This window comes from Pseudomonas sp. NyZ201 (assembly GCF_049860765.1).
GTDB lineage: Bacteria > Pseudomonadota > Gammaproteobacteria > Pseudomonadales > Pseudomonadaceae > Aquipseudomonas > Aquipseudomonas bharatica.
Window position 1 is genome coordinate 2528819 of the sequence record NZ_CP187557.1, and the last position, 19561, is coordinate 2548379.

Annotated in this window: 21 protein-coding genes; 7 read left to right on the forward strand and 14 right to left on the reverse strand. The window is 63.4% G+C overall.

The genetic code is table 11. The features are described from left to right. The 8 genes from ACPFMA_RS11180 to ACPFMA_RS11215 form a co-directional block, all read right to left on the reverse strand. Entirely contained in the window at window positions 1-705 is a 705-nt protein-coding gene (locus tag ACPFMA_RS11180; protein WP_425930189.1) for an SDR family NAD(P)-dependent oxidoreductase, read from the reverse strand. Between the two features lie 3 nt (window positions 706-708). Then, entirely contained in the window at window positions 709-1308 is a 600-nt protein-coding gene (locus tag ACPFMA_RS11185; RefSeq protein WP_064303478.1) for a 2-hydroxychromene-2-carboxylate isomerase, read from the reverse strand. A 265-nt stretch (window positions 1309-1573) separates the two neighbouring features. Continuing rightward, window positions 1574-2518 carry a LysR substrate-binding domain-containing protein gene (locus tag ACPFMA_RS11190; RefSeq protein WP_425930190.1) on the reverse strand — a complete coding sequence of 315 codons (945 nt, stop codon included), beginning with the start codon at window positions 2516-2518 and terminating at the stop codon, window positions 1574-1576. Window positions 2519-2530: 12 nt separating this feature from the next. Beyond that, window positions 2531-3847: an NAD(P)/FAD-dependent oxidoreductase gene (locus ACPFMA_RS11195; protein WP_425930191.1), complete on the reverse strand. Its 1317-nt coding sequence runs from the start codon at window positions 3845-3847 to the stop codon at window positions 2531-2533. 20 nt (window positions 3848-3867) lie between these two features. Next, entirely contained in the window at window positions 3868-4209 is a 342-nt protein-coding gene (locus ACPFMA_RS11200) for a hypothetical protein (RefSeq protein WP_425930192.1), read from the reverse strand. Continuing rightward, a complete protein-coding gene (locus ACPFMA_RS11205; protein WP_425930193.1) occupies window positions 4206-5513 on the reverse strand; it encodes a spinster family MFS transporter in 1308 nt (435 codons plus the stop codon). The genes ACPFMA_RS11200 and ACPFMA_RS11205 overlap by 4 nt, the downstream gene beginning before the upstream one ends. A gap of 779 nt (window positions 5514-6292) precedes the next feature. Continuing rightward, complete coding sequence (locus ACPFMA_RS11210) at window positions 6293-6604, reverse strand: hypothetical protein (protein WP_425930194.1); 312 nt, start codon at window positions 6602-6604, stop codon at window positions 6293-6295. Window positions 6605-7197: 593 nt separating this feature from the next. Beyond that, entirely contained in the window at window positions 7198-7839 is a 642-nt protein-coding gene (locus ACPFMA_RS11215) for a LysE family translocator (protein ID WP_425930195.1), read from the reverse strand. A gap of 112 nt (window positions 7840-7951) precedes the next feature. Here ACPFMA_RS11215 and ACPFMA_RS11220 point away from each other — a divergent pair, with 112 nt between their 5' ends. Next, entirely contained in the window at window positions 7952-8395 is a 444-nt protein-coding gene (locus ACPFMA_RS11220; protein ID WP_420057233.1) for an Lrp/AsnC family transcriptional regulator, read from the forward strand. Between the two features lie 11 nt (window positions 8396-8406). Here ACPFMA_RS11220 and ACPFMA_RS11225 read toward each other — a convergent pair whose 3' ends face one another. Beyond that, window positions 8407-9324, reverse strand: a complete 918-nt coding sequence (locus ACPFMA_RS11225) for a LysR family transcriptional regulator (protein ID WP_064303485.1) — start codon at window positions 9322-9324, stop codon at window positions 8407-8409. Window positions 9325-9448: 124 nt separating this feature from the next. Between ACPFMA_RS11225 and ACPFMA_RS11230 the strand changes: the two genes are divergently transcribed. The 5 genes from ACPFMA_RS11230 (at window position 9449) to ACPFMA_RS11250 (ending at window position 13771) form a co-directional block, all read left to right on the forward strand. Next, window positions 9449-10207 (forward strand): 5-oxoprolinase subunit PxpA, encoded by a 759-nt coding sequence (locus ACPFMA_RS11230; protein WP_420057235.1) that lies wholly within the window; start codon window positions 9449-9451, stop codon window positions 10205-10207. Between the two features lie 94 nt (window positions 10208-10301). Next, complete coding sequence (locus tag ACPFMA_RS11235; RefSeq protein ID WP_009401419.1) at window positions 10302-10547, forward strand: acetyl-CoA carboxylase; 246 nt, start codon at window positions 10302-10304, stop codon at window positions 10545-10547. A 10-nt stretch (window positions 10548-10557) separates the two neighbouring features. Beyond that, window positions 10558-11931 (forward strand): acetyl-CoA carboxylase biotin carboxylase subunit, encoded by a 1374-nt coding sequence (locus tag ACPFMA_RS11240; protein ID WP_425930590.1) that lies wholly within the window; start codon window positions 10558-10560, stop codon window positions 11929-11931. After that, window positions 11928-12800 carry a 5-oxoprolinase subunit B family protein gene (locus ACPFMA_RS11245; RefSeq protein ID WP_420057237.1) on the forward strand — a complete coding sequence of 291 codons (873 nt, stop codon included), beginning with the start codon at window positions 11928-11930 and terminating at the stop codon, window positions 12798-12800. Before ACPFMA_RS11240 ends, ACPFMA_RS11245 begins: the two co-directional genes overlap by 4 nt. Next, window positions 12797-13771, forward strand: a complete 975-nt coding sequence (locus tag ACPFMA_RS11250) for a biotin-dependent carboxyltransferase family protein (protein WP_420057238.1) — start codon at window positions 12797-12799, stop codon at window positions 13769-13771. Before ACPFMA_RS11245 ends, ACPFMA_RS11250 begins: the two co-directional genes overlap by 4 nt. 314 nt (window positions 13772-14085) lie before the next feature. Here ACPFMA_RS11250 and nikE read toward each other — a convergent pair whose 3' ends face one another. Genes nikE through nikA form a run of 5 tightly spaced genes read right to left on the reverse strand, consistent with a single transcriptional unit; the run spans window position 14086 to window position 19028 of the window. Beyond that, a complete protein-coding gene (gene nikE, locus ACPFMA_RS11255) occupies window positions 14086-14901 on the reverse strand; it encodes a nickel import ATP-binding protein NikE (protein WP_425930196.1) in 816 nt (271 codons plus the stop codon). Continuing rightward, window positions 14898-15668 (reverse strand): ATP-binding cassette domain-containing protein, encoded by a 771-nt coding sequence (locus tag ACPFMA_RS11260; RefSeq protein ID WP_420057240.1) that lies wholly within the window; start codon window positions 15666-15668, stop codon window positions 14898-14900. Before ACPFMA_RS11260 ends, nikE begins: the two co-directional genes overlap by 4 nt. Next, window positions 15669-16514 carry a nickel ABC transporter permease subunit NikC gene (gene nikC / locus ACPFMA_RS11265; RefSeq protein ID WP_425930197.1) on the reverse strand — a complete coding sequence of 282 codons (846 nt, stop codon included), beginning with the start codon at window positions 16512-16514 and terminating at the stop codon, window positions 15669-15671. Beyond that, a complete protein-coding gene (gene nikB, locus ACPFMA_RS11270) occupies window positions 16511-17452 on the reverse strand; it encodes a nickel ABC transporter permease subunit NikB (RefSeq protein ID WP_425930198.1) in 942 nt (313 codons plus the stop codon). Before nikB ends, nikC begins: the two co-directional genes overlap by 4 nt. Before the next feature lies 1 nt (window position 17453). Beyond that, window positions 17454-19028, reverse strand: coding sequence for a nickel ABC transporter substrate-binding protein (gene nikA / locus ACPFMA_RS11275; RefSeq protein ID WP_425930199.1), 1575 nt, complete (start codon window positions 19026-19028; stop codon window positions 17454-17456). A gap of 87 nt (window positions 19029-19115) precedes the next feature. Between nikA and nikR the strand changes: the two genes are divergently transcribed. Further along, entirely contained in the window at window positions 19116-19535 is a 420-nt protein-coding gene (nikR, locus tag ACPFMA_RS11280; protein ID WP_420057245.1) for a nickel-responsive transcriptional regulator NikR, read from the forward strand. Window positions 19536-19561 lie beyond the last annotated feature (26 nt).

Here is a 19561-nt window from a genome sequence, read left to right on the forward strand (position 1 = left end):
TTACCAGGTCTCCCCGAATGGTCGCACTTCGCTCAGGAAGCTCCAGGCGCTGCGGGGTTGCTGGATCAGATGGCCGACCTCGCCGGCGATATCGTCCGGCTGGATAAAGAACGCGTCCGGTTTGGTCGAGTGCATCTTGCGGGTCCATTCCACATCGATCACCGCGTCGATCACCAGGTAGGCCACATGCACGCCCTTGGGGCCCAGGTCACGGGCGATCGACTCGCTGAGAATGCGCTGCGCCGCCTTGGTTGGCGCAAAGGCGGCGAAATGGCCCTTGCCGCGCAAGGCCGAGGTATTGCCGGTGACGATGATCGCGCCCTGGCCCTTTTCCACCATTGCCGGCGACAGCGTGCGAGCCAACTGCAGCAGGGCCATGACATTGGTCTGGAAGTTGGCTTCGAGGGCCTGCGGATCGATTTCGCGGAAATTGCCGAAGGTGGCGCCGACGGCGTTATGCACCAGCACGTCGGCGTCGCCCAGCTCGGCCTGGATCTGCTCCAGCGTGCGCTGCAGTTGCGCGCTATCGCTGACGTCCACCGGGAAAGCATGGGTGTCCGCCAGTTCGCCCTGCAGGGCGGCGAGGCGGTCGGCGTTGCGCGCCAGCATGGCCACGCGGTAGCCGTCGGCCACCAGGCGACGAACGATGGAGGCGCCGGTACCCGGGCCGACGCCGGTGACGATGGCAAGTTTCTTGGTGGTCATGGTTCAGGCTCCTTTGGATTGGGCAATGGCGGCGCGGACGAAATCGAGGCGGTCGTTGCCGAAGAACATGTCGTCATCGCAGAAAAAGGTCGGCACGCCAAAAACGCCGCGCTCGATGGCCAGCGCGTTATTGGCGGCCAGGCGCTCGCGCACGTGCGGGCTGTCGGCGAGCTGCCAGAGGTCGGCATCCAGCTCCAGGTTACGCAGGAAAGCCTCCCGGCCTTGCGTGCTGGCCAGGTCGTCGCTGCCGGCCCAGACCGCCGCGAACAGGGCAGGGTGCAGGGTTTCGAACACCCCGGCCTGCTGGGCGGCGACGGCAAGGCGCACCAGCAGGGCGTTATCCAGCCGTCCTTCTCGCATGGCCTGGAACAAGGCGCGATTGGGGGCGAAAGGCACCTGGTAAAGGGCTGCCCAACGGGCCGCGTCGATACCGGAATAACGGGCTTTCGGCGGACAGGCGGGCGAGGGCTGGTTACCGATCTGCTTCATCACGAAGAGGATATCGACCGGCAGGTACTCGACCGGATGGTCGAGGCCGGGCAGGCGCGTGTTGGCGAGATAGGCGTAGGGACTGGTGTAGTCGAAGACGGATTGGAGATTCATGGATCCCGGTCCTGTGGCGGGTGGTTGGTCGAGGTGTTGCTGGTGTGGATGTTATTCATCATCCATTGTGGATGTCAAATGACATCCTTGTGATCGAACGCATCACTTCAGGACAGCATCGCGCTCATGTGGGAGCGGGTTCACCCGCGATTACGATGGGGGATTCACTAACGTCATCGCGGGTGAACCCACTCCCACAAGGTCCCTGAAAATCAAAGAGTTATGTCTTGTTCCATGAGCGGTGCACCAGCACATCTCCCCGCCGTCAGGACACCAGGAAAGCCTGTGTAGCCTCATTGGTCCGACGCGCGTACTCGACGATCCAGTCCCGGAACACCATATGCGGACGGGACCTTTCCAGTGCTGCGTCATGCACCAGGTACTCGACATGGCCGGTATTGACAATGTCGTCGATCGGCCGCACCAGGACCCCACTGGCGAAGTCCGCCAAGGGGGCCACGTAGGCCCACATCAGCATCACGCCTTGCCCGGCGTAGGCTGCACGACAAGCGAGGTCGTAGTTGGAGACCGAGAGGGTGTAGTCGATACCCCGGGTCTGGCAGCCGGCGCGGGTGAACCAGTCCGGCCAACCCTTGACCGTGCGCAGGTGGCGGACTTCGAAATCGATCAGCTTTTCCCGGGAAAGGTCGGCGATGCTGGTGAAGGTCCGGCCTTTGAGGTAGGCGGGCGTACAGGCCGGAAAGATCACCTCCTCGAACAGGCCGATGCACACCTGACCGCCGCATTGGCCCTGGCCGTAGAGGATGGTGAAGTCGCTGTCGTTGTTGCGGATGGCGGCGTAGTCTTCACCATCGACCGCAATGACCCGCACCCGGATATTCGGATTGCGGTCCTTGAACTCGGCAATCCCCGGTAAAAGCCAGAAGCTGGCGATGGCCATGCTGGCGCTGATGGTGACCGTCGGACTCCGGTCGTTCTCGATGGTCTCTACCGTCCTGCGCAGCTCTGTCAGGCTGCGCTCTATGCCGTCAAGCAGGGTCCGGCCCGCCTTGGTCAGTTCCAGGGTCTTGTGCGTGCGGGTAAACAGCTGCACCCCCATGCTCTGTTCAAGGTGCTTGATCTGCCGGCTCACGGCGCTCTGCGACAGGTTGACCTCTTCGGCAGCCCGGGTGAAGCTCAGGTGCCGGGCTGCCGCCTCGAAGGCTTCGAGATTCTGCAGCGGTGGAAGACGTTTTCTTGAATTGACCATGTCCTACCTTGTCTAGTACTCGGTCCTCCCTACCCAGCGCTCCCTGGCCAGATACGCCTTGACTCCAAGATCGAGGAAGGGCCTGGGCGGCAGCGTTTGTGGTTCACCCAGCTCGCGCATGTCGGGGATCAGCGGGTTGTCCACCCCGCAGGCCAGGTCGGCCAGGGTCACGCCGGCTATGGTCTGCTTGGCGATACCGACGCCATTGCAACCGACGGCCGCGTAGACGTTGTGATCGATCTTGCCCCAACGCGGCGCTCCATTGCGAGTGATAGAGAAAAAGCCCATCCAGAAATGCTCCAGCACCACGTCCTGCAGTTCTGGAAAACGTAGCAGGAATACCTGCCGATGCTGCGCCCTGACGCGCTCGCGGGTTCGTTCGTCAACCTGCAGGCGTGGCGTGAAGTCGAAATGCTGGCGAATCAGGATGCGATGGTCGCGGGTGTAGCGCAGGGTGGCGCCGCTCACGGCGTTGGCGGGCGTTACGCCCCATTCATCGATATCGCCTATCCGTCGACGCTGCTCAGCGGTCAACGGCCGGGTCAGGCTGCCATAGGACGCGACGTTGAACAGCTGCCTGCCGAAGGCAGGCAGCTGCGCGGCGCTACCGTTGTTGGCGAGCACCAGCCGGCGCGCCCGGACCGAGCCCTGGGCGGTGTCGGCGGTGATCGTCGTGGCGCATTCCAGGCGGGTGACCGCGCTGTTTTCAAACAGGCTGACATTTTCCGGCAAGGTATCGGCCAGGCCACGGGTCAGGGCTGCCGGGTTGAGCAGTACGCAGCCCGGGGTATAGATCCCGGCATGAAAGAACGAGGTCCCCAGCCGGCTGGCAAGTTGCGCCTTTTCCAGCCATTCATAGGGCTCGCCCAGAATCTGCAGTTCCCGGGCATGCTGGCGCAGCAGGGTTTCGGCCAGGCGCGGGGCGGCGGTGCAGTGGTATTTGCCTTTCTCGCTCCAGTCGCACTGGATGCCCTGCGAACGGACGATTTCCGCCAGGTGAGCGATGCCGGCTTTCATCAGGCGTTTGTAGTTCACGGCCTTTTCCAGCTCGGCAGTGGAGCTGCCGACGTTATGCGGCACGTCGATGGCAAAGCCGGAATTGCGTCCCGAGGCGTTATCCCCGGCTTCGCCGGCTTCAAGGATCACGATCCGCTCATCGGGGCGGTTGTGGGCCAGGCGCCTGGCCGTGGCCAGCCCGGCGTAGCCGGCACCGATAACCAGCCAATCGGCTTCCAGCCGCTGGCGAAGGGGTGGATGGGGCTGGCGCGCAGGCAGGATTGCCGACCAGCCGTTGGTGCGGTCGTCGTGGGGTTTGAGTCTGATGTTCATGCGGGCAGTGTCCATGCTGATCATGCGCCTGGCGGGGTTATCACGTAGAACACCTTCGCCTGGCTGCCGAAGTACTTGACCGTGGTGTTCTTCGGTATGCGCAAGGTAGTTTGCGGCCCACCTTCGAAGCGCTCTCCCGACGCCAGCTGGAAGCCGAAGTGACCTTCGAGAACGATCAGTACCTCGTCGTAATCCAGGGTCTTGTAGGGCGACTCGTCGCCGTCCCATCGCGCGAAGCCTGCCAGCAGGGGCCCTGCGTCGGCGGGAGGAATCGACCAGCCCATCTCGACCCTGGCGTTGCCGGACTGCGGTCTGGCGCGGTAGTGCACCTGTTCGGCGGTGACTTGCAGTGGCTGGATCATCGTACTTCCCTCTGCATGTGGCGGGCGCAAGCCCAGTAGTGATAGCTCGCCCAGAAACCGGTGAAGGCGCAGCCGAGCAACACGTAGCGCAGCGACTCGGCGGGGTTGGCAAGGTGCGGGGCGATCCAGTCCGACAACAGCCCCACCAGTTGTGGTGCGATGGCGAGGTTGGCGATGTTCGCGGTGAACAGCAGGATCGCCGAGCCCTTCGCGCGCATCCCGGCGGGGTAGAGGTTTTGCAGCAGGCCGATGGAGGGGCCGATGTAGATGTAGGTAATGGGTACGAACAACCACAGCAGGACATGGGTGATGCCGAGGTTCGGCGTCAGGAACAGGGCGACGGAACACAGCGTCCCGAACAGGGTGGTCCAGGCGACGAACTCCGGTTGCCGGGACATTGGCCTGCTGCGCAATAACAGCATCACCAGTACGGTAATCACCATCATTGCCGTGCCGGCGACCCCATGGATAGGCCCGAGCAGCGAGCCTGCCTCGCCTACGGACAAGCCATGGCTGCGCACCAGGAAGGAGGTGGCCCACCACAGGATGCCCCAGCCCCAGAAGGTGATCACGGTGGCACCCGCGATCAGGTGAAACAGTGCACGCCGTTGCACGCTGTAGGCGAGCGTTGCCTTGTAGCCGTTACCTTGGGCCTGCACGGGTTGCTGGTCATCCTGGACGCGTTTCGGCTCGCGGATGCACAGCCAGGCCAGCAGGGCGAACGGCAACCCGCAAAGACCGAACACCAGCAGCGTGGTGCGCCAGCCATGGGCATCGTTCAGGTAGCCCGCGCCTGAAGCCCCCAGCCAGGCCCCGACGCTGGCGCCGATGCCGTACACCGAGAGCGCGAAGGCACGCAGCCTGGGGCGAAACTTGTCGGCGATGATCGAATGGCTCGGCGGCGTGCCGCCGGCTTCCCCGACACCGACGCCGATACGTGCCAGCAGCAGTTGCCAGAACCCCGTGCTCAGGCCGCACAGCACGGTCATCGCCGACCAGACCGCCACTGCCGCGCCGACCATGCGCTTGCGGTTGGCCCGGTCGGCCAGGGCACCGAGTGGCAATCCGGCGACAACGTAGAAGATCGCCAGCGAGGTGCCGGTGAGGAACCCGACCGAAGCGTCGCTGAGCTGGAATTCGTTCTTGATCGGTTCGATCAGGGTGGAGAGCACATAGCGGTCGGCGATATTGATCGCATAGATCGCCGTGAGGATGAACAAGGTGGTCCAGGCGCCCGGGCTGGCGGCAATGGATGAGCTATCGGGGTACAGGGTGGCGCTGAGGCTATTCGACTGCATTGACATGGATGACCTCCAGCCGCTGGCGGGCGCGCCTGGGCAGCGCCGACAGCTTGTTATTGTTCTGCTTGGATGGACTGCCCGGCAGGGCCGTGTACGCGAGCCAACATACCTTTCGCTGGAAATTGGCAAAAACGCATATTTCTTCTGGGTTGCATGCGTGGGATGCATGCACGGTGGGAAAGGACAGGACTGGGCTTGTAGGAGCGAGGCTTGCCCGCGTAGGCATGGGTATCTACACATCTTTTGAGGTGAGAGGGCCTGCCAGTAGATCGCATCAGGGCTGACAGGTGCTTGTCATGACTTTTTTGGCGCCCTTGAGATCGAGCGCCGCGCGGGCGGCGCTCGATCTGGAGGGCGCTGAAGATCTACCGGCATGCATCTGGTGGCCATGACGCCGTTCTCTGGCAGGCACCTCGCCACCGCCACTGCTCAGAAAAAATGTGTAGATACCCATGCCGCGAAGGGCCGCAAAGCGGCCCCCAAAAACCATCCAGCACAAGCTTGAGCGTGGACGCTTTCCCTGGTTCGGTGCCTCTTGGCCCCAGTGTGTCTGATGCTCGGCGTGATAGGGCTTGGGGCCGCGTTGCAGCCCTTTACGGCGGTTCGGCGGTCCGACAAGCCACGCTCAAACCCTGCCAACCTGCATTTTCCCGAATAGGGACGCCACGCAGTAAAGGTGCGGATTTACTGAACTGCCGCGATTGGCCTCAACGCGACATAAGACCCAAGTCCCGAGTCTGCCGGGCAAATCCGGGAACCCTGGGTTTCGTGGGTGAATCTGATCAGGCGTCCTCAGTCCCCAACCCTGACTCTGCCTTCCTCTTCAACAACGACTCCACCAACGCCTGGCAGATCTCCAGCGAATGCTGGGTCGCCCAGGCCAGGCTCTGCATCGGTTTGCTGGCCGATTCGCAGACCTGGTAGTTGGTTTCATAAGCCGAGGCCAGGGACAGGGTGAGGTGAACCAGCACATCTTCCATCCGCGCGCCCTCGCATACGGCGAACAGGGGCGGATGGGTGCCGTTGCAGGTGGCGAAGTGGGTGTGGGCGCTGACGGGGGTATTGGTGGGTGGATCGGGAACGGGCTTGCTCATTGCGTATCTCCTCGGTTGATCGGATACGCCACACCGTCGTGACCAAACGATGGGTGGCGACTGTGACACAGGTTGGTCAACCGGGAACCGAGGCAAACCCGGCGCGCTGAAAAGCGCCCTGCGCACAGCCGCCATAAAGCAGCAGCCACGAAAAAGCGCCCGCCAAAACGGATGGGCGCCTGCGCGCTTCGGATTTGCCAGGTGACCAAACCTGATCGCTGATATGCAGCGACCGAGGCAGCCTAGGCACTGATTTCCAGGAGCGCAATGACAAAGACGGCGCGGAAGTATGCTTGGGAAATTGCCTACAAGAAAGTCGGAAGGGGCAGGGGTTTGTAGCGCTATGCGACAGCCGGGAAGTTGCTAAACGAGCCGGGATCGGGTGCATGGGTATCTACGCATCTCTGGCTGATGGCCGATGCGGCTCAGGAGCGTGGCTTGTCGGACCGCCGAACCGCCGCGAAGGGCCGCATCGGGTTTCGGATTCAAGGCGTCTTGTAGATCGCATTAATCCAGACAGTCCGGTGTGGCAGGTTTTGGGACCGCCTTGCGGTCCATCGCAGGCAAGCCAGCTCCTACCCGGACCGAGTCGACTAGAAGACGTCGCGCAACCCTGTAAATACCTGAACCAAACCAAAGGTGCCGATAACCACAGCGGAAACTGCAGAGATGCCCCGCATGAATGAAACAGACATTTTCTTACGTAACACCGCCGTGAGCCCGCTCAAGCATAGCCACCAGGCAGCAGAACCCAAAAACACCCCGCAGAGCATTGGAAGCGTGGCAAACCACGGTGCTCTGCCTTCCTGTGGGTGCTCGACGGACAGCGGGTCCAGTGCGGCAAAAATCGCTATGAACGCCAATATGGTCATCGGGTTGGACAGGGTTAAGCCAAACGCTGTCAGAAAATCACGGGTGACCGCCGCCGTGGCCGGCACCTGCGCCGCCTGCTTGGGTTTCAGTGCGTCCCGGGCAATGCTCCACGCCAGCCACACCAGGAACGCACCGCCAACCACTTTGAGAAAAACCACCAGAGAGGGGGCTGAAACGGCGATCCCGGTAATGCCAATCGCGCCTAGAAACCCATAGAGCGTATCGGCGCTTGCAGCCCCCAGCCCGGTCGCCAGCCCCGAACGAAAACCTCGTTTCAGGCTGCGCTGAACGCAGAGCAATCCAATCGGGCCCACGGGTGCAGCAATTGAAAAGCCGATAACCAGCGATTTGACGAACAACATGGTTCTCTCCCGGCGTTACTCATTGATGACGGGAAAAGGGTACGTGTCCGCCCGATTGTGCTGAATGCGCTTTCCAAGGAATATTCATCCTTTACCTAAGGAATTAAGGCATATGGACGATATCGACTGGAAAATCCTCGGCCGCCTCCAAAGCAACGGCCGTATGACCTACACCGAACTCGCCCGCCACGTGCATCTCTCGGTGCCGGCCGTTACCGAACGCGTCAAGCGCCTGGAGGAGGGCGTGATCGAGGGCTACGCAGCCCGAGTCAACCCGGTAGCAGCGGGTTACCAGGTCAGCGCAATGTTGGCCATGACGGTCCCCCAACCTGCCAAAGCCAAATTCCTCAAGCTCCTGCAGTCGATCCCGGAAGTCCTGGAGTGCCACCACATCACCGGCGCCGACTCCTATATCTTCCGCGTAGTCGCCGCCAGCATGAGCGACCTCGAGCGGCTGATCGAAAAGATCAACCTCTACGGAGAAACGCGAACCTCAATCGTGATGTCCACCCCGATCCCTCCAAGAGCGCTTGAACGACCCGTTCGACCGGCCTGACCGTTGTACCCTCAGCGCCGTGCAGAAAGCTGCTGCGGCGCCAGAAACGCGTCGTGGAAGTAATTGCGGAAGGCGTGCATCGCCGGCGTGAATTCCCGCTCGCGATGCCAGGCCAGGCCGACGCTCATGGGGGTGACCTTGTCGACGATGGTCACGGTTTCGATACGCTTGCCCTCCAGCGACCAGGGGCGGTGCACCAGGTCGGAGAGGATCGCTACGCCGCTGCCGTTGGCTACCATGCTGCGCACCGCTTCGACGGAACTGGTGCGAACCCGCACGTTGGGCTGCTGGTGGGCATGTTCCCAGTAGCGCATGGCGCTTTGTTCGGCTTCGTCGACGGTCAGCAGGATGAAGGGCTCGCGGGTGACATCGGCCAGGCTCACGGCCGAGCGTTCGCACAGCGGATGGTGGCTGGGCAGCCATAGCCGGCGTTCGGAGTTGAACAGGGTTTCCGAGACGATGTCCGGGTGGGTGAGGTTCGAGGTGAGCACCACCGCCATGTCGAATTCGCTTTCCAGCAAGCCTTGCTCGATGGCCTGGCGCTCCCGTTCGTGCACGTCGATGGTCACGTCCGGGTACCAGTGTTCCAGGCGTTGCAGGTGGTGCGGCAGGAAGTAGCCGAGCACCGTGTAGCTGGCCGCGACGCGCAACAGGCCGCTGGCGCGGACATCCGGCAGCGGACTGTTGAGGGCGTCGTCGACGCTGCGCAGGATCACGTAGGCCCGGTTGAGAAAGTGCCGCCCGGCATCGGTCAGGCTCATGCCCTGGGCCGAGCGCTGGAACAGCAGCGTGCCGAGCAGGCCCTCAAGCTCCTTGATCGCGGTGGTCACCGCCGACTGGGAAATATTCAGATGAATCGCCGCCTGGGATATCTGCCCGATCTCCGCCGTGGCGACGAAATAGCGAACCTGGCGCAGAGTCAGTGACATGCAAGCTCCATGTGATGGGGTATCTGTTTTTCAGAAGATACACCCTCTGATAATAGATCTTCCCAAGGGGGTGGCTGGAATCTAACGTGGTCTGCATGAAGTCACAAGCGTCAGGAGCACGTGCATGCAGGCAGTAGATTTCAACTCGGACATGGGCGAAGGCTTCGGTCCGTGGACCATCGGCGACGGGGTCGACAACGAGCTGATGGGCTTCATCAGTTCGGCCAACATCGCCACCGGCTTCCATGCCGGCGACCCCGGCACCATGCGTCGCACGGTCGAACAGGCCAGGCGCCTGGGCGTGGCCGTCGGTGCCCATCCGGGTTTTCGCGACCTGGTCGGGTTCGGTCGCCGCCATATCAATGCGCCGGCCCAGGAGCTGGTGGACGACATGCTCTACCAGCTCGGCGCCCTGCGTGAGCTTGCCCGGGTTCAGGGCGTGGCCCTGCAGCACATCAAGCCTCATGGGGCGCTGTACATGCACCTGGCCCGGGACGAGGAAACGGCGCGTTTGCTGGTGGAAAACCTGCAGCGCCTGGAGCCCGAACTGCTGCTGTATTGCATGCCCGGTTCGGTGATCTGGCGTATTGCCACGGAACTCGGCCAACCGGTGATCCGCGAGTTCTACGCCGACCGCGAATACGACCTCAGCGGCTCCATCGTCTTCACCCGCAATGTGCGTGGCTACGACCCGGCTCAGGTTGCTGCGCGGGTGCTGCGTGCCTGCCAGGAAGGGGTGGTGCGCACGGTAGAAGGCGAAGACCTGCCGATCACCTTCGACTCCATCTGTTTGCACAGCGATACACCCGGCGCCCTGGCGCTGGTCGAGGCCACCCGCAAAGCGCTCGATGGCGCGGGGATCAAGGTGCGTGCACCGCGATAACGCAAGCGAAGACACCTGGCACGCAGACGCCAGGGTTTACCCGAGACACCCATTTTTGGCCTGCCTTTCTACAAGTATTCCAAGAGGAACAGACATGGCGCAGCACCCAGTCATCACCCCGTTGCCGGGGACTTTCTACCGCAAGGCCACCCCGGACTCGCCGAACTACGTCGAGGCCGGTGCCGAAGTCAGTGCCGACACGGTGATCGGCCTGATCGAGGTCATGAAGCAGTTTTCCGAACTGACCGCCGGTGTGGCAGGGCGCCTGGACGCGTTCCTGGTCGAGGACGGTGATCCGGTGGAGCCGGGTCAGGTCATCGCCACACTCGAAGACGCGTGAGGGCATGAGCATGACTCAAGGCATTGGTAAATTGCTGATCGCCAACCGTGGCGAGATCGCCGTGCGCATCATCCGTGCCGCGAAAGGGCTGGGGATTCCAACCGTGGCGGCGTGCAGCGAAGCAGACGTCGATTCCCTGGCCGCGCGCCTGGCCGACGAAGTGCACATCCTCGGCCCGGCCCGCGCCGACAAGAGCTACCTCAATGTCGAGGCCTTGCTCGGTGCCCTGAAGGCCACCGGAGCCAACGCGGTCCATCCCGGCTACGGCTTTCTTTCGGAAAACGCCGAGTTCGCCGAAGCGGTATTGGCCGCCGGGGCGATCTTCGTCGGCCCGTCCCCCGAGACCATCCGGCGCATGGGCGACAAGGCCGAAGCCCGGCGCACCGCGCAAGCAGCAGGCGTGCCGGTGGTGCCCGGTTCCCCCGGTGAACTGTTCGATGTGGAGTCGGCGCTCAAGGCCGCCGAATCGGTCGGTTTCCCGCTGTTGATCAAGGCCTCGGCTGGCGGCGGCGGGCGCGGCATTCGCCTGGCGGAAAACCCGCAACAGTTGAGCGAAGAATTCCCCCGTTCCCAGCGCGAAGCCCAGGCCGCTTTCGGCAATGGCGCGGTGTATCTGGAGCGCTTCATCGGCAAGGCCCGGCACATCGAAGTGCAGGTGCTGGGCGACGGCACGCATGCGGTGCACCTGTTCGAGCGCGAGTGTTCTTTGCAACGCCGTCGCCAGAAGATCTTCGAGGAAGCGCCGTCGCCGGCCCTCGATGCGCAGCAGCGCGAGGCCCTGTGCGCGAGCGCCGTGCGCCTGACCGAGGCGCTGGGCTATCAGGGCGCCGGCACCCTTGAATACCTGTACGACGACGCCACCGGCGAGTTTTTCTTCATCGAGATGAACACGCGGATCCAGGTAGAACATCCGGTCAGCGAACTGGTCACCGGCATCGATCTGGTCCAGGCCATGTTGCGCATTGCGGGTGGCGAGCCACTGGGGCTTCAGCAAAGCGATATCAGGCTCAACGGCGCAGCCCTGCAGATGCGCCTGAACGCCGAAGACCCGGCGCGGAATTTCTTCCCCAGCCCGGGCCTTGTGCAGGCGCTGAACTGGCCGCAAGGCGAGGGCGTGCGGGTCGACAGCCATCTGTATGAAGGCTACCGCGTGCCGCCGTACTATGACTCGCTGCTGGCCAAGCTGATCGTCCATGGCCGTGATCGCAATGAAGCCCTGGCCCGCGCGCGATGGGCGGTCGAGCAGACCACGCTCACCGGCATGGCCAGCACCTTGTCCTTGCACGGTGAATTGCTGGAGCAACCCTGGTTGCACAGCGCCGACTTCCACACCGGCACCCTGGAAACCTGGCTGGCCGAGCGCCGCAGCGGAGGTGAAGCATGAGCAGTCCGATTCGCTACAGCTTTGGCGCCGACGAACATCTGTTTGCCGAGGTCAGCGACAGCATGTCCCTTGAAGCCTTCTTCAAGGGCATGGCGGTGACCCGTGCGGTGGAGCGCCTGGCCCTCGATGGCGTGCTCGACGTGTGCCTGGCCAACGCCTCGTTCCAGATCCGTTTCGATCCGGATCGCATCGCGCCGGCCGATCTGCTTGAGGCGGTGAAGGGCGCCGAGGCCGAGGCCGTGGCCGAGCGCACCCTGCACACGCGGATCATCGAGATTCCGGTGCTCTACAACGATCCCTGGACCCACGAAACCCTGATGCGTTTTCGTGACCGCCACCAGGACCCGAGCGCCACGGACCTGGAGTACGCTGCGCGCATCAACGGCCTGGCCGACGTCGAGGCGTTCATCGCTGCCCACAGTGGCGCGCCGTGGTTCGTGTCGATGGTGGGCTTCGTCGCGGGCCTGCCGTTCATGTTCCAGATGGTCGAGCGCGAACGCCAGCTGCAGGTACCCAAGTACCTGCGGCCGCGTACCGACACGCCGAAATTGACCCTCGGCCATGGCGGCTGCTTCGGTTGCATCTACTCGGTGCGTGGCGCCGGTGGCTACCAGATGTTCGGCGTCACCCCGGCACCGATCTACGACCCGCAGCAGCGCCTGGCGTACCTGAAGGAGCACATGGTGTTCTTCCGTCCCGGCGACATCGTGCAGTTCAAGCCGATGGACCGCGAAGCCTATGACCACGCCGTCGCCGAGGTCGAAGCCGGGCGCTTCGACCTGCGCATCCGTGCAGTGGAGTTCTCGCTCGATGCGTTCCTCGCCGACCCGGTCGGCTATCCCAAGTCGCTGCAGGAGGTGCTGGCATGATCAAGGTACTCAAACCCGGTCTGGCCACCTCGGTGCAGGACCTCGGCCGCGAAGGCTATTACCACCTGGGCATCCCGCCATCCGGCGCGCTGGACCAGTACGCCCTGAGCGCCGCCAACCAGCTGGTCGGCAATCCGGCCAATTCGGCGGCGCTGGAGTGTACGTTGCTGGGGCCGGAGCTGGAGTTCCAGCAGGATGCGCTGGTGGCAGTCTGTGGCGCGCAGATGACCCCGAAGGTCGATGGCGTGGACATGCACCTGGACACCGCGTTCGAAGTGAAGGCCGGGCAAGTGCTGCGTTTCGATTTCCCCAAGGCCGGCGCACGGGCGTATCTGGCGGTGGCCGGCGGCATCGATGTGCCGCTGGTGCTCGGCAGCCGTTCCACCTACGCGCTGGGGGCGCTGGGCGGTTTTCAGGGGCGCCGGCTGGCGATCGGAGATGAACTGCCGGTAGGTGTCGCCAGCGGCAAAGGGCGTGTCGGGGCGAGCCTGCCGATGGCGCTGCGTCAGTCGCTGGGCGGAGAGATTGTCCTGCGGGTGGTGCCGGGGCTGTACTACGAGCGCTTGACTCCGGCGGCGGCGGACAGCTTCTTCGCCGAAGCCTGGACCGTCGGTTCGGAAGCGGATCGCATTGGCTATCGCTTCAAGGGTGGCAGCCCGCTGAGCTTCCAGCCGCGCGAGCAGCCGTTCGGCGCTGGTTCCGATCCGTCGAACATCGTCGACAGCTGCTACCCGATCGGCTCGATCCAGGTACCGGCCGGGCTGGAGCCCATCGTGCTGCACCGCGATGCAGTGTCCGGGGGCGGCTACGCCATGATCGGTACGGTGATCAGTGCCGACCTCGATCTGATCGGCCAGATGCAACCCAACCAGAAGGCGCGCTTCATCGCGGTAACCCTGGACGAGGCGCTGCAAGCCCGACGCTCCTACAAGAAGAAGCTCGCCTGCCTGAGCACGCTGTTCCCTTCCTGATTTGCCCGCCGCACGGCGCGGGTCAAGCCAACGCCGCACTTCGGTGCGGGGGCGGCTGCCCGCGCTTTTACCTCTGGCGGGTTCCGCCAACGTTACCCATCCGGGTCGAAACCCTTCATCTGTCATGAGAAACTTCCGCTGCCGGATCTCGCCCATGAACGAACGCCACCCTCATCCATAACGAGGCCGAGCGCCACCGATCCCAAGACACTTGGTCATCATGACCCTTCGACGCTCTCTATTTGCCCGCGGCGCAGTATTTTCCCAATACGCGCTGTTCTGTATCCCGGCCCAGGCGGCAACCCTGTGGTTGTTCAGACGAGAGATCCATTGGGCCGAACGCTGGTCCTTACCGGGCGCTCAGGCAACACTGCCGCTTGCAACTGCTGCCCCACGGGGCCATCGAACGACAGGTCACCGTTCACTGTGCGGTCTTCGGCAATGCGTCCCGCATCGAGCACGACGACCCGCTGACAGAAATAACGCACCAGGCTCAAATCGTGAGTGATCAGCAGGAAGGCTGTGCCGCTTTCGCGACGCAGTGCCTCAAGGCGTTGCAGCAGTTGCAATTGCAGTACCCGATCGAGGTTTGATAACGCCTCGTCGAGCACCACCAGCTTTGGTGAAATCACCAGTGCCCTGGCGATGCTGGCCCGTTGCAGCTGGCCGCCGCTGAGTTGCTGCGGCCGGCGCTCGGCATGCTCGGCGCGCAGGCCCATTTGCTCCAGTAATTCAACGGCCCGTGTGTGCCGGGCTGCCTGATCCAGATTGGTCAAGTGGCGCAATGGCTCGGCAATGCTCCAGCCGATGCTGCGCTGCGGGTTGAAGGCCCCCGGCGCGTCCTGGAACACCAACTGCACGGTGCGCTGGAAGGCACGCGCTGATTCGCCACGTAGTTGGCTGACCGCTTGTCCAGCGAAGGTCACCTGGCCTTGGCTCGGTGTTTCCAGCCCAAGCAGCAGACGAGCAAGCGTGCTTTTGCCGCTGCCGCTGCTGCCCAGCAGGCCGACCGACTGACCTGGCTCAAGCCTCAGGTCCAGACTGTCGAGGACTTGCAACCAGCCGCGTTTGTGCAGGATTCCGCCCGTGCGGTAGCGGTGGCTCACCTGTTGGACATGCAGCAGACTCATGGTTGGCTCCCGCAGAGGATTTGATGGGCTTCAAGCATCGTGCGCGCGGTGGTGCTGATCGGATGGGTGAACAGTGAATGCACCGGTTGCTGCTCGACGATACGCCCAGCCTCCATCACCGCGACCTGGTCGGCACAGCGTGCGACTACGCCCATGTCATGGGTCACCAGCAGCACGCCCAGGCCCTGCCGTTCAACCAGCTCCATGAGCAGATCGAGAAAGCGTGCCTGGCTCAACAGGTCCAGGTCGCTGGTGGATTCGTCAGCCAGCAGAAATGGCGTCTCGGCCATCAGCGCCAGGGCTATCATCATGCGCTGGAGCATGCCGCCACTGAGCTGGAAGGCAAACGACTGGAGTACCCGCTTGTGCTCCTTCAGGCCTACGACTTCCAGGCAATGGGCCAGGCGCTCACGGGCAGCGGCACCGGTCATGCCGCGCTGGCGTAGCGTTTCCAGGCCGTGGCTGGCCATATCGCGTACAGGGTTGAACGCACTGCGCGGGTTTTGCAGGACCAGGCTAGCCAGGCGACCGCGCACCTGGCTGGCGCCCAGCGATTGGCCGTCGAGCAGCAACGCGCCCTGCGTGCGCACAAGCCCCGCAGGTAACAGGTCAAGCATGCCCAGGCAGCTCAGCGACTTGCCTGAACCACTGGCTCCAACCAGGGCGCTGACTTTACCGCGACGCAGTTGCAGATCGACGCCATGCACCAGCACACCGGCATTGGTTTCGATACGCAGGTCACGCACTTCAAGAGTCGATGGGCTCATCTAGTGGCGCTCCCGGGTTGGGTCGAGGCGGTCACGCAGCGCATCGCCCAGCAGGTTGAAAGCCATCACCGAGAAAAAGATCATCAGCCCCGGCAACAGCAGCAGGTGTGGGTTCGTCCAGATGAACTCCTTGGCATCGTTGATCATCACGCCCCATTCGGCGGTTGGCGGTGTCACGCCCAGGCCAAGGAAGGAGAGGCCCGAGACGTGCAGCATCATGTGGCCGATGTCCATGGTCGCCAGCACCAGCAGGGGACCGGCGATATTCGGGAGCACGTGTTGGCGCAAACGTGTCCAGCGCGACGCACCGGCCAGTCGTGAAGCCAGCACGTACTCGCGACCACGCTGGGCAATCACCATGCCGCGCACCATGCGCGCGTACCAGGCCCAGTGCGAGAGGGCGATGGCGATGATGACGTTGGTCAGGCCGGTACCCAGCAGGGTGACGAAGAAGAACGCCAGCACCAAGGTCGGGAAGGTCATGAACATGTCGCACAGACGCATCAGCAGCAGATCGGTACGCCCGCCGACGAAGCCTGCGAGTCCACCCACGGCAAGTCCAAGGGCCAGCACCAGCGCCAGGGTCAGCATCACGCTGCCCAGCGACAGTCGGGTGCCGACGATCAAGCGTGAGAGCAGGTCGCGCCCCAGGTGATCGCTGCCCAGCCAGTGGCCGGCGTCGGGAGGCATCAGGCGTTGGCTGAGGTCGACCAGGTCGGGATCGTGCGGGGCCAGCCAAGGGCCGAACACTGCCAGCACAACCAACAGCCCAACCAGAACCAGGCCCAGAATCAGGCCAGCATTGCCAGCAAACGCCGGCCGACGAATTGTCGCGAGAACGGTCATGCGCTTGCGCCCTCCAGGCGGCTGCGTGGATCGAGCCAGGCGTAGCACACGTCCACCAGCAGGTTGCAGACCATCAGCAGGCCGGTCAGCAGCAGCGTGAAACACTGCATCACCGGGAAATCGCGGTTGAGCACCGCCGAAACTGCGAAACGCCCCAGGCCAGGCCAGGCAAAGATGGTTTCGATCACCAGCGCACCACCGATCAGTTCGCCTACGTGCATGCCGGTGGCCGTGACAAAGGGCAGCCAGGCGTTGCGCAGGACATGATCACGCCACACCAGCCGCTCGGGCAGGCCGCGGGCGCGGGCGAAGAGCACATGGCGTTGGCCGCTGACCTCAAGCAGGCTGGCACGCAGCAGGCGAGCATTGATCGACATCGACATCAGTGCGATGGCCAGCACGGGCATCACCAGATGCCCGGCCGTGCCGCGCCCAAGCGGCGGCAGCCAGCCCAGCCACAGCGAGAACAGGGCGATCAGCAGGAAAGCCAGCCAGAAGTTGGGCATCGACACGCCAAGAAAGGTGACCGCCCGCACCGCATGGTCGGGCCAGCGCCCCTGCCAGCGCGCGGCCAACAGTCCCAGCGGGATCGACAGCAACAGCGTACAGGCCAGTGCCAGCCCGCCCAGTTGAAGGGTTCCAGGCAGATAGTACATCAGGTCATCCAGTACCGGCCGACCGGTCAGATAGGAAATCCCGAAGTCCAGGTGCAGGGCCTTCCACAGCCATGTCAGGTACTGCGCGTACAAGGGGCGATCCAGGCCCAAAGCGTGGCGGACTTCGGCGATGGCGGTATCGGTGGGCGGGATATGCGACAGGCGCAGGTAATCCAGTGCCGGGTCTGTGCTGCCCAGGTGCAGCAGGACGAACACCAGCAGTGACACACCGAGCATCACCGGCACCAGCAGTATCAGGCGCAGCAGTATGTAGCGCAGCATCTCAGCGGCCCTGCTTCGGCGTCATGGCCTCGAACGGCACATCGAACAAGGTGCTACCGAACTCGACGTGAGCGACCGAATCACGGCGTACGCTGATGGCGGTGAGGTGCGAGATGGGCAGGTACACCGCTTGCTCATGCAGCGTGCTCAGGATGAAGCGGTACTGCTCGGCGCGTTGTTGCTCGTCAATGCTTGCCAGCACCTCGCCGATACGTCGATCCAGCTCGTCCTTGATCGCCAGGCCACGCTGGGCCATGTAGTCGGCGTGGCCGGCATAGCGCATGGAGCTGATGAACGAGTGGGGGTCGTAGGGTGCGCCCCAGGTGTCGGCGAAGATCATGCCGAAATCGCCGTCGCGCTGCCGGCGTACCAATGCACCTTCCTCCACGGCACGTAGCGCGATCTGGACGCCGATCTTGGCCAGTTCGCCTTGCAGCACTTCGGCGAGGCTTTTCTGCAAGGCGCTGGTACCAAGGAACACGAGTTCGATCGAAAGCGGCTCGCCGGCCTTGCTGCGCACACTGGCTCCGGGGGCAAGCGTCCAGCCTGCGGAGTCCAGCATCTGCTTCGCCTGGGCAGGGTCGTACGGATAGGGCTCCAGTCCGATGTCGGCATACGGCATGTTGCTGGCGAACAACGTATCAGCCTTGGGTTCAAGGCCGTAGAGGATCTTGTCGATAATTGCCTGCTTGTCCACCGCCTCATTGATCGCCTGGCGTACAGCCAGGTCGCGAGTGGCGCCACGGCCTGTGTTCATGGCCAGCATGCGTGTGGCCAGCGGCGCTGAACGTGCGGTGGCGTAGCCCTGGTCACGCAGGCGGACGAATGTGCCTGCGGTGATTTCGCCGGCTGCCCCCTGGGTCAGATCGACTTCTCCGGCCTGTAGGGCCAAGGCGCGGCTGTTGGGGTCCGGAATGACCTTCACCATCACTTCGCCGTAGGCCGGCTGTGGCCCCCAGTACAGGGGGTTGCGGACGAAATGATCGTGTTCGCCCAGGCGCGACTCGGCGCGCATCCATGGCCCGGTACCGACGGGCTGCCCGGGCTTGGCGTCAGGAGCACCGAAGCGCAGCGGGCGGACCTGGGCCAGCTCCATAAGGGTCGGGTAATAAGGGTGCTTGAGCACCAGGCGCAAGGTCAGGCGGTCGGGGGCTTCGATGTGATCAAGCGTGGTCACCAGCTCCATCCAGCGGTGGCGTTGGCTGTTGGCCAGGACAGCGTCCAGGTTGGCCTTGGCGGCCGCAGCATCGAACAACGTACCATCGCTGAAGCGTACGCCGTCGCGCAGAGTGAATGTGTAGGTCTTGCCGTCTTCGGAGACCTTCCAGCCCGTGGCCAGCCACGGTTGCACGGAGCCTGAGTGGGTATAGCGAACCAGAGGTTCGTAAACCATGGCCTGGGCGTACATCTGGTTGGGTGAATAACCGCGGGGATCAAGGGGACCGGCGTTGACGGGCCAGGAGTACACCAGTGTCGGACCTGGCTGCCCGGTGTCCGCGGCCTGGGCGATGGCACTCGCCACGAGGAGAATAACGCCCCACAGGGCAGGCTTTCGTTTACCAGGCTGCTGCTTCACACTGCGTCCCCCACTTCAACGGAGGCCGTAGGCTAAAGAGTGGGGGGTATGATGTCTATGTAAAATCCTCTTACCGGAAGTTACAAAATGCAACGGATCACCATCACGCTGGATGAAGAGCTGCTCGATCTCATCGATCGGCGAGTGGAAGTGCAAGGCTACCAAGGGCGGTCCGAGGCCATTCGCGACATGCTGCGCAACGGCCTGCGCGAGGCAGAGCCCTTGCCGGATGATGCCCCGTGCGTGGCGGTGGTCAGCTACCTGTATGACCACGCCACCCGCGAACTCCCCAAGCGCCTCAACCAGACATTGCATGCCCACCATGAACTGACGCGCTCGACACTGCACGTGCATCTGGATGCGGGCCATTGCCTGGAAGTCTCGGTACTTCAAGGCCCAAGCGGCCCCATCGGCAAGCTGTCTCGCCAGTTGATGGTCGAGCGGGGCGTCGAGCATGGGCAGGTGCAAGTGATCCCGGCTCCTTGCCACACACTCACGACTCGATGAAGTGGTGTCAGGCTAAGCGCCACCCC

What these genes read in the sequence shown, in the direction of transcription:
- ACPFMA_RS11180 (WP_425930189.1), bottom strand. Translation starts at nt 705, where the DNA reads ATGACCACCAAGAAACTTGCCATCGTCACCGGCGTCGGCCCGGGTACC.
- ACPFMA_RS11185 (WP_064303478.1), bottom strand. Translation starts at nt 1,308, where the DNA reads ATGAATCTCCAATCCGTCTTCGACTACACCAGTCCCTACGCCTATCTC.
- ACPFMA_RS11190 (WP_425930190.1), bottom strand. Translation starts at nt 2,518, where the DNA reads ATGGTCAATTCAAGAAAACGTCTTCCACCGCTGCAGAATCTCGAAGCC.
- ACPFMA_RS11195 (WP_425930191.1), bottom strand. Translation starts at nt 3,847, where the DNA reads ATGAACATCAGACTCAAACCCCACGACGACCGCACCAACGGCTGGTCG.
- ACPFMA_RS11200 (WP_425930192.1), bottom strand. Translation starts at nt 4,209, where the DNA reads ATGATCCAGCCACTGCAAGTCACCGCCGAACAGGTGCACTACCGCGCC.
- ACPFMA_RS11205 (WP_425930193.1), bottom strand. Translation starts at nt 5,513, where the DNA reads ATGTCAATGCAGTCGAATAGCCTCAGCGCCACCCTGTACCCCGATAGC.
- ACPFMA_RS11210 (WP_425930194.1), bottom strand. Translation starts at nt 6,604, where the DNA reads ATGAGCAAGCCCGTTCCCGATCCACCCACCAATACCCCCGTCAGCGCC.
- ACPFMA_RS11215 (WP_425930195.1), bottom strand. Translation starts at nt 7,839, where the DNA reads ATGTTGTTCGTCAAATCGCTGGTTATCGGCTTTTCAATTGCTGCACCC.
- ACPFMA_RS11220 (WP_420057233.1), top strand. Translation starts at nt 7,952, where the DNA reads ATGGACGATATCGACTGGAAAATCCTCGGCCGCCTCCAAAGCAACGGC.
- ACPFMA_RS11225 (WP_064303485.1), bottom strand. Translation starts at nt 9,324, where the DNA reads ATGTCACTGACTCTGCGCCAGGTTCGCTATTTCGTCGCCACGGCGGAG.
- ACPFMA_RS11230 (WP_420057235.1), top strand. Translation starts at nt 9,449, where the DNA reads ATGCAGGCAGTAGATTTCAACTCGGACATGGGCGAAGGCTTCGGTCCG.
- ACPFMA_RS11235 (WP_009401419.1), top strand. Translation starts at nt 10,302, where the DNA reads ATGGCGCAGCACCCAGTCATCACCCCGTTGCCGGGGACTTTCTACCGC.
- ACPFMA_RS11240 (WP_425930590.1), top strand. Translation starts at nt 10,558, where the DNA reads ATGACTCAAGGCATTGGTAAATTGCTGATCGCCAACCGTGGCGAGATC.
- ACPFMA_RS11245 (WP_420057237.1), top strand. Translation starts at nt 11,928, where the DNA reads ATGAGCAGTCCGATTCGCTACAGCTTTGGCGCCGACGAACATCTGTTT.
- ACPFMA_RS11250 (WP_420057238.1), top strand. Translation starts at nt 12,797, where the DNA reads ATGATCAAGGTACTCAAACCCGGTCTGGCCACCTCGGTGCAGGACCTC.
- nikE (WP_425930196.1), bottom strand. Translation starts at nt 14,901, where the DNA reads ATGAGTCTGCTGCATGTCCAACAGGTGAGCCACCGCTACCGCACGGGC.
- ACPFMA_RS11260 (WP_420057240.1), bottom strand. Translation starts at nt 15,668, where the DNA reads ATGAGCCCATCGACTCTTGAAGTGCGTGACCTGCGTATCGAAACCAAT.
- nikC (WP_425930197.1), bottom strand. Translation starts at nt 16,514, where the DNA reads ATGACCGTTCTCGCGACAATTCGTCGGCCGGCGTTTGCTGGCAATGCT.
- nikB (WP_425930198.1), bottom strand. Translation starts at nt 17,452, where the DNA reads ATGCTGCGCTACATACTGCTGCGCCTGATACTGCTGGTGCCGGTGATG.
- nikR (WP_420057245.1), top strand. Translation starts at nt 19,116, where the DNA reads ATGCAACGGATCACCATCACGCTGGATGAAGAGCTGCTCGATCTCATC.